The sequence below is a fragment of the Variovorax sp. 01T432 genome (assembly GCF_056398605.1).
The window spans coordinates 127,287-135,295 of sequence record NZ_JBFTPS010000013.1 but is presented as its reverse complement, the minus strand read 5'-3'; the positions used below and the strand labels follow the sequence as shown (position 1 = coordinate 135,295).

At 64.4% G+C, this 8,009-nt stretch carries 7 protein-coding genes; all 7 read left to right on the top strand.

Features of this window, described 5'->3' with window-relative positions:
- Positions 1-507 (top strand): AMP-binding enzyme (locus AC1DNF_RS13000; protein ID WP_478149010.1); only part of this gene is annotated, 507 nt, incomplete at its 5' end.
- Positions 508-660: 153 nt separating this feature from the next.
- Entirely contained in the window at positions 661-1,908 is a 1,248-nt protein-coding gene (locus tag AC1DNF_RS12995) for a branched-chain amino acid ABC transporter substrate-binding protein (protein WP_478149009.1), read from the top strand.
- Between the two features lie 101 nt (positions 1,909-2,009).
- On the top strand, positions 2,010-2,957 hold the full coding sequence (locus AC1DNF_RS12990) for a branched-chain amino acid ABC transporter permease (RefSeq protein ID WP_478149008.1): 948 nt from the start codon (positions 2,010-2,012) through the stop codon (positions 2,955-2,957).
- A gap of 4 nt (positions 2,958-2,961) precedes the next feature.
- Positions 2,962-4,299, top strand: a complete 1,338-nt coding sequence (locus tag AC1DNF_RS12985; protein ID WP_478149007.1) for a branched-chain amino acid ABC transporter permease — start codon at positions 2,962-2,964, stop codon at positions 4,297-4,299.
- Positions 4,296-5,066, top strand: a complete 771-nt coding sequence (locus AC1DNF_RS12980) for an ABC transporter ATP-binding protein (RefSeq protein ID WP_478149006.1) — start codon at positions 4,296-4,298, stop codon at positions 5,064-5,066. Before AC1DNF_RS12985 ends, AC1DNF_RS12980 begins: the two co-directional genes overlap by 4 nt.
- 1 nt (position 5,067) lies before the next feature.
- The gene (locus tag AC1DNF_RS12975; protein WP_478149005.1) at positions 5,068-5,763 is read left to right on the top strand and encodes an ABC transporter ATP-binding protein; all 696 of its coding nucleotides are present in this window, start codon (positions 5,068-5,070) and stop codon (positions 5,761-5,763) included.
- Positions 5,764-5,896: 133 nt separating this feature from the next.
- Positions 5,897-7,999 (top strand): 3-hydroxyacyl-CoA dehydrogenase NAD-binding domain-containing protein, encoded by a 2,103-nt coding sequence (locus AC1DNF_RS12970; RefSeq protein WP_478149004.1) that lies wholly within the window; start codon positions 5,897-5,899, stop codon positions 7,997-7,999.
- Positions 8,000-8,009: the final 10 nt, after the last annotated feature.

Genomic DNA, 8,009 nt, shown 5'->3' with positions numbered 1-8,009 from the left:
CCCTGGGACGGCAAGGCCTTCGGCGACCTGATGGTCAAGGGCCCCTGGGTGGTCAAGGAATACTTCAAGGGCGAAGGCGGCGATCCGCTGGTCAAGGATGACGAGGGCCGCGGCTGGTTCCCCACCGGCGACGTCGCCACCATCGACCCCGACGGCTACCTGCAGATCACCGACCGCAGCAAGGACGTGATCAAGTCCGGCGGCGAATGGATCAGCTCCATCGACATCGAGAACATCGCCGTCTCCCATCCCTGCGTGGCGATGGCGGCGTGCATCGGCGTGGCGCACCCGAAGTGGGACGAGCGCCCGATCGTGGTCGTGGTGAAGAAGCCCGGTTCCGAGCTGACTTGTGCGGAACTGCTGGGCTTCTACCAGGGCAAGACCGCGAAGTGGCAGATCCCGGACGACGTGGTTTTCGTCGATGCGATTCCGCTGGGGGCCACCGGCAAGATCCTCAAGACTCGGTTGCGCGAACAACTGCGCGACTACAAGTTGCCCGCTGTTTGAGGCAACCTACCGGCGGGTAGGATTCCGCCTGTCGCATGGGCGATAGCCGAGGCCCCCTTGCGCCGTTTCTTACGGGCATTCCCTGAGCGTTGCCCCTGCAAAGACTTGTACCCTGCAGCCTGTTCCGAGACCACTGACCAGGAGACAACTTCCATGAAATTTGCATTCAAGCTCGCAGCCATCGCGGTGATGATGGTTGGCGCCGGCAGTGTCTTCGCCCAGAAGGGCGAGACCGTCAAGATCGCCATGATCGAAGGCCTGTCGGGCCCCTTCGCGAATGTCGGGCAGAACCAGCTCAAGAGCTGGCAGTTCGTGGCGGAACACCTGACGCCTGAAGAAAATCCGGCCGGGGTCAAGTTCGAGATCACGGGCATGGACAGCAAGAGTTCCCCCCAGGAGGCGCTCAATCTCCTCAAGTCGGCCAGTGACCAGGGTTTCCGGTACATCACGCAGGGCAACGGATCGAACGTGGCGGTGCCCTTGTCCGATGCCGTCGGCAAGGCCAACGAGCGCAACCCGGGCAAGGAAATCATCTACCTGAACTACGCGGCGGTCGACCCGGTGCTCACCAACGAGAAGTGCAACTACTGGCACTTCCGCCTGGACGCCGACACCTCGATGAAGATGGAAGCGCTGACCACCTTCATGAAGGACCAGCCGCACGTCAAGAAGGTCTACCTCATCAACCAGAACTATTCGCATGGCCAGCAGGTCGCCAAGTACTTCAAGGAAGGCCTGGCGCGCAAACGCCCGGACGCCCAGATCGTCGGCGACGATCTCCATCCCCTGGGTCAGGTGAAGGACTTCGCGCCCTACGTCGCCAAGATCAAGCAGTCCGGCGCCGACACCATCGTGACCGGCAACTGGGGCCAGGACATGACCCTGCTGATCAAGGCCCTGAACGACGCCGGGCTGAAGGTGCCCGTCTATGCCTACTACGCAGGCGTCTCCGGCACGCCGACGGCCCTGGCATCGGGTGGCGATCTGGAGGTCTATCAGATCGCCTACAACCACTCCAACTATCCGGGCCGCCTCGGTTCGCTGATGAACGAGTTCCAGCAGAAGCTCGGCGATGACTTCTATACCTTCTCGATCTACAACGCGATGGTGATGCTGAGCAACGCGATGGCGAAGGCGAAATCGACCGATCCCGTCAAGGTCGCGGCCGCACTGGAAGGTCTGAAGTTCAAGGGCTTCAACGGCGAGAGCGAAATGCGCAAGACCGACCATCAGCTGCAGCAGGGCCTCTGGATCTCCAAGTGGCAGAAGGTCGACGCCAAGAACAAGTACAGCGTGGAAAAAACCGGCTACACCTTCGCTCCCGTGAAGTATCTCGAGCCCTACATCGCCAGCACGCCGACCTCGTGCCAGATGAAGCGTCCCTCGGCCTCGGCTTCCTGAGACCTCTTCTTGTTCCAACGCGCCGGCGGGTGATGTGAATCGCTCACCGGCGTTCTTTTTGTGGGGCAGGCCCGGCGCCTCGAACCCGCGACGGTGAACTGATGGAATTCTTCACGATCTCCCTGCTGAACGGACTCAGCTATGGGTTGCTGCTCTTCATGCTGAGTTCGGGCCTGACCCTGATCTTCAGCATGATGGGCGTGCTCAACTTCGCGCACACGAGCTTCTACATGCTGGGCGCTTATTTCGCCTACACGATCTCCGGCGTGATCGGCTTCTGGCCGGCGCTGGTGCTTGCGCCGCTTCTGGTGTTCGCGATCGGCGCGGCCTTCGAGCGCTACTGCCTGCGGCGCGTTCACAAGTTCGGCCACGTGCCGGAGCTCCTGCTGACTTTCGGACTTTCCTACCTGATCCTCGAGGTGGTGCAACTGGTCTGGGGCAGGTCGGTCGTTCCGTATGGCCTGCCGCACGCGCTGGAGGGCCCCTTGTTCACGATCTACGGCACCCAGTTCCCGAAGTCCAAGTCCTTCATCATGCTCATCGCGATCCTGATGCTGGTGGCGGTGTGGCTGCTGCTGACACGCACGCGCATCGGCCTGGTCATCCAGGCCGCGCTCAAGCATCCCGAAATGGTCGAGGCGCTGGGCCACAACGTGCCGCGTGTCTTCATGCTCGTGTTCGGCGGCGGTGCCGCCCTGGCGGCCCTGGCTGGCGTGATCGGCGGCAACACCTACGTCACCGAGCCGGCCATGGCCACCGCGGTCGGTTCGATCATCTTCGTGGTCGTGGTCGTCGGCGGCATGGGGTCGCTGGCGGGCGCCTTCCTGGCGTCGCTGCTGATCGGCCTGATCCAGACCTTCGCGGTGGCGATGGACCAGTCGCTGGCGGGCGGGCTGCAGGCCCTGGGCGTGACGGTCTCCAGCCAGACGTTCGCGTACGAGCTGCTCGACCTCAAAATCTCGCAGATGGCGCCGATCCTGCCCTACCTCTTCCTGGTGCTGATCCTGATCTTCCGCCCCAAGGGCCTGCTCGGCACGCGTGAGGACTGAAAGAATGACCACCATCACGACAACGCCGGCCGCAGTGCGCCGCCGGCAACCGGCCTGGAGCCCCAGGCGGGCCATCGTCTGGGCGTTCTTCGCGCTCGGGCTGATCGTGGCGCCGCTCGTCTTTCGCACCAGCCTCTCGCTGACGATGCTGTCCCAGATGGGCTACCTGATCATCATCTGCCTGAGCTACAACATCCTCTTCGGCCAGGGCGGAATGCTGAGCTTCGGGCATGCCGTCTATACCGGGATGGGCGCCTTCATCGCCATCCACACGATGAATCTGGCGACCGCCGGCAAACTGCCGGTGCCGCTGGTGCTGATTCCGCTGGTCGGCGGCGCCGGCGGGATGTTCTTCGCGATCCTGCTGGGCTTCGTGACGACCAAGAAGTCCGGCACCACCTTTGCCATGATCACGCTCGGCATTGGCGAGCTCGTGGCCTCGATGGCGCTGATGTTCCCGGGCTTCTTCGGCGGAGAAGGGGGTGTCACGACCAACCGGGTGTATGGGACGCCCTTCTTCGGCCTGACTTTCGGCCCGCAGATCCAGGTGTACTACCTGATCGCCATCTACTGCTTCATCTGCACGGCCCTCATGTATGCGTTCACGGGTACACCCCTGGGCCGCATCCTCAACGCGGTGCGCGACAACCCCGAGCGGGTCGAATTCATCGGCTACAACACCCAGCGCGTGCGCTATTTCGCGTTCATCATCGCGGGCTTCTTCGCCGGCATCGGCGGCAGCCTGGCGGCGATCAACTTCGAGATCGTCAACGCCACCGACAGCCTCAGCGGCATACGCTCCGGCGGCTACCTGCTGTTCACCTTTCTCGGCGGGGCGGTCTTCTTCTTCGGTCCCATGATCGGCGCCGTGCTGCTGGTCTTCGCCTCGGTCATGCTGTCGGAGCTCACCAAGGCCTGGCTGCTGTATCTGGGCCTGGTGTTCCTGTTCATGGTGATGTATGCGCCGGGCGGCGTCGCCAGCCTGATCATGATGAACCTGCGCGTGGCCAAATTCGGCCGCTTCAAGCCCTTCTGGACGCTCTACGCCGGGCTCCTGGCCACGGGCGCGCTTCTCGTGGTCGGCGTCGCGGCGATCGTGGAGATGGTCTACCACGTGCAATTGAGTTCCGCCCTCGGACCGGAGGTCGAGTTCGCCGGGCTCATGCTCGACACGACGCTTGCCTCCAGCTGGCTTGGCGCGGCGCTCGTGGCGCTGGTGGGGCTGGGCCTGCTCGAACTGGTGCGCCGGCGCTTCGCGCGGGCCTGGGGCCACGCGCAGGAAGAGATCGAGGCGGAAATCAAGCGCCGGGAGGCCGCGACGGCGGAGCGCAGACCAGCATGACCTACGCACTCGAACTCAAGAAGCTGCGCAAGAGCTTCGGCAAGACCGACATCATCCGCGGCGTCGACCTGGCGGTGCGGGCCGGCGAGCGCATCGCGGTGATCGGCCCCAACGGCGCGGGCAAGTCGACCTTGTTCAATCTCATCAGCGGGCGGCTGTCGCCGAGCAGCGGAGAAGTGCTTCTCAACGGGCAGCGCATCGACGGCATGAGGCCCTACGAGATCAATCGTCTCGGGCTCTCGCGCAGCTTCCAGATCACCAACATCTTCCCGAAGCTCAGCGTGTTCGAGAACCTGCGCTGCGGCGTGCTGTGGAGCCTGGGCTACCGCTACACCTTCCTGCGCTTTCTATCGAGGCTCGACGACGCCAACGAGCGCACCGAGGAGCTGATGCGGCAGGTCGGACTCGAAAGAAAGCGTGACGTGCCGGCCGTCAACCTGACCTATGCCGAGCAGCGCGCGCTGGAGATCGGCGTCACCATCGCCGGCGGTGCCGGCGTGATCCTGCTCGACGAGCCCACGGCCGGCATGAGCAAGACCGAAACGGCGCACTTCATCGCGCTGATCAAGCAGGTCACCGTCGGCAAGACGCTGCTGACCGTGGAGCATGACATGGGCGTGGTGTTCGGCCTGGCCGACAAGATCGCGGTGGTCGTCTACGGCGAGATCATCGCCTTCGACACGCCCGCGGCGGTGCGCGCCAATGCGCGCGTGCAGGAAGCCTACCTGGGCTCGTCCGTTGCCGAAGCGCAGGGCGGAGGACATTGACATGCTGAAACTCGAGGACGTCCACGCGTATTACGGCAAGAGCCATGTGTTGCATGGCGTTTCGTTCAGTGTCGGCGCGGGTGAGATCGTCGCGCTGCTCGGGCGCAACGGTTCGGGCCGCTCGACCACCGCCAAGGCCATCATGGGCCTGGTGCATGCCGAGGGCGGCCTGCACTGGAACGGGCAGGACATCCTGCGCCGCAAGGCCTACGAGATCGCCCACATGGGCATCGGCTATGTGCCCGAGAACCGCGACATCTTCCCCAAGCTCACCGTTCACCAGAACCTGCTGCTGGGCCAGAAGGGCAAGGGGAAGGGCAGCCGCTGGTCCTTCGAGGACATGTACGGCATGTTCCCGCGGCTGCGGGAGCGGCAGCACACCGAGGCCGGCGTGCTCTCCGGCGGCGAGCAGCAGATGCTGACCCTGTGCCGCACGCTGATGGGCGACCCCGACCTGATCATCATCGACGAGCCGACCGAGGGACTCGCCCCCAAGATCGTCGAACTCGTGGGGCAGTATCTGCGCACGCTGAAGGACAAGGGCATCTCGGTGCTGCTGATCGAGCAGAAGCTGACGATCGCGATGCAGATCTCCGACCGCGCGCTGGTCATGGGGCACGGCAGCATCGTCTTCGACGGCACGCCCGACAGCCTGCGCGCCGACGCCGCGATCCGCAAGGAATGGCTGGAGGTCTGAGTCCCGGTAGCGACTGGACCTGATTGTCCGGTCACGCGAAACGCCTAGAATTTCACAAAAAAAGAACGCCCGTGCTTTTTGCGCCCGCGATTCGTTTTTTCCCGATCCTCCTCCCATCCCAAAGGAACGCAGCATGACGGCTGAATACAAAGTGCTCGGCGATGTCGCCGTGATCACGCTGAACAACCCGCCGGTCAACGGCCTCGGCTTCTCGACGCGTATCGGCGTCACCGACGGGCTGTCCAAGGCCAACGCCGATCCCGCCGTCAAGGCCATCGTCATCACCGGCGAGGGCAAGGCCTTCTCCGGCGGCGCCGACATCAAGGAATTCGGCACGCCCAAGGCGTTGCAGGAGCCCAACCTGCTGAGCGTGATCCTCTCGCTGGAGAACTCGTCCAAGCCGATCGTCGCCGCGATCCATTCCGTGTGCATGGGCGGCGGGCTCGAACTGGCCATGGGTTGCCACTACCGCATCGTCGCGCCCGGCACCAGCATCGCGCTGCCGGAAGTCAAGCTCGGCCTGCTGCCCGGCGCAGGCGGCACGCAGCGCCTGCCGCGCCTGCTGGGCGTCGAGACCGCGCTCAACATGATCGTGAGCGGCGAAGCCGTCAAGAGCGAGGTGCTCGCGAACCTGCCCGGCCAGAAGCTGTTCGACAAGATGGCCGGCTCGGCCGAGTCGCTGTTCGACGAGGCCATCGAGCTCGCGAAGGCGGTGGCCGGCAAGACGGGCGAGATGCCGCTGGTGCGCAACCTGCCTTGCTACCACCCCCAGGGCGACGCCTACTTCCAGTTCGCGCGCAACATGGTCGGCGGCATGTCGAAGAACTATCCGGCGCCGCTCAAGTGCGTCGATGCCGTCCAGGCCGCGACCCGGATGAAGTTCGACGAAGGCATGGCCGAGGAGCGCCGCCTCTTCACCGCGCTGATGTTCACGCCCGAATCCCTGGCGCTGCGCCACCTGTTCATGGCCGAGCGCGCGGCCTCGCGCATTCCCGACGTGCCGGAAGACACGCCCCAGCGCGCCATCAAGTCGGTCGGCGTCATCGGCGCGGGCACCATGGGCGGCGGCATCTCGATGAACTTCCTGAACGCGGGCATCCCCGTGAAGATCCTCGAGATGAAGCAGGAGGCGCTCGACCGCGGCGTCGCCACGATCAGGAAGAACTACGAGGCCCAGGTCAAGAAGGGCAAGCTCAAGCAGGACAAGTACGAGCAGCGCATGGCGCTTCTGAGCACCACGCTCGACTACGACGACCTGAAGGACGCCGACCTGATCATCGAAGCCGTGTTCGAGGAACTGGGCGTCAAGGAAAAGGTGTTCAAGGAGCTCGACCGCGTCGCCAGGCCCGGTGCCATCCTGGCCTCCAACACTTCCACGCTCGACGTCGACAGGATCGCGGCATTCACCCAGCGCCCGCAGGACGTGGTCGGCATGCATTTCTTCAGCCCGGCCAACGTGATGAAGCTGCTGGAAGTCGTGCGCGGCAAGCAGACCGCCAAGGACGTGCTGGCCACCGTGATGTCGCTCGCCAAGAAGATCAAGAAGACGGCCGTCGTCTCCGGCGTGTGCGACGGCTTCATCGGCAACCGCATGATCGAGCAGTACTCGCGCCAGGCCGGCTTCCTGCTGGACGAGGGCGCCACGCCGCAACAGGTCGACCGCGCGATCGAGAAGTTCGGCTTCGCCATGGGCCCGTTCCGCATGGGCGACCTGGCGGGCAACGACATCGGCTGGGCCATCCGCAAGCGCCGCGCCACCGAGCGCGCCGACATGAAGTACAGCCGCACGGCCGACAAGCTCTGCGAACTGGGCCGCTTCGGCCAGAAGACCGGGGCAGGGTGGTACGACTACCAGGCCGGCAAGCGCGATGCGATCCCGTCCGAACTCGTCAACAGGATGATCGAGGACCACCGCAAGGAACTGGGCATCACGCCGCGCAAGATCTCCGACGAAGAGATCGTGCAGCGCCTGGTCTATTCGCTGGTCAACGAAGGCGCGCACATCCTGGAAGACGGCATCGCCTCGAAATCCGGCGATATCGACATGGTCTACCTCACCGGCTATGGCTTCCCGCTCTGGCGCGGCGGCCCGATGCACTACGCCAACCAGGTCGGCCTGTTCAACGTGGCCGAGGCCATGAAGCGCTTCGCGAAGAACCCGCACGACGACGCGAGCTTCTGGCAGCCCGCGCCGCTGCTGCAGAAGCTGGTGGCCGAAGGCAAGACATTCGCATGAGCCGCGGCTC

What these genes read in the sequence shown, in the direction of transcription:
- AC1DNF_RS12980 (WP_478149006.1), top strand. Translation starts at nt 4,296, where the DNA reads ATGACCTACGCACTCGAACTCAAGAAGCTGCGCAAGAGCTTCGGCAAG.
- AC1DNF_RS12975 (WP_478149005.1), top strand. Translation starts at nt 5,068, where the DNA reads ATGCTGAAACTCGAGGACGTCCACGCGTATTACGGCAAGAGCCATGTG.
- AC1DNF_RS12970 (WP_478149004.1), top strand. Translation starts at nt 5,897, where the DNA reads ATGACGGCTGAATACAAAGTGCTCGGCGATGTCGCCGTGATCACGCTG.
- AC1DNF_RS12990 (WP_478149008.1), top strand. Translation starts at nt 2,010, where the DNA reads ATGGAATTCTTCACGATCTCCCTGCTGAACGGACTCAGCTATGGGTTG.
- AC1DNF_RS12985 (WP_478149007.1), top strand. Translation starts at nt 2,962, where the DNA reads ATGACCACCATCACGACAACGCCGGCCGCAGTGCGCCGCCGGCAACCG.
- AC1DNF_RS12995 (WP_478149009.1), top strand. Translation starts at nt 661, where the DNA reads ATGAAATTTGCATTCAAGCTCGCAGCCATCGCGGTGATGATGGTTGGC.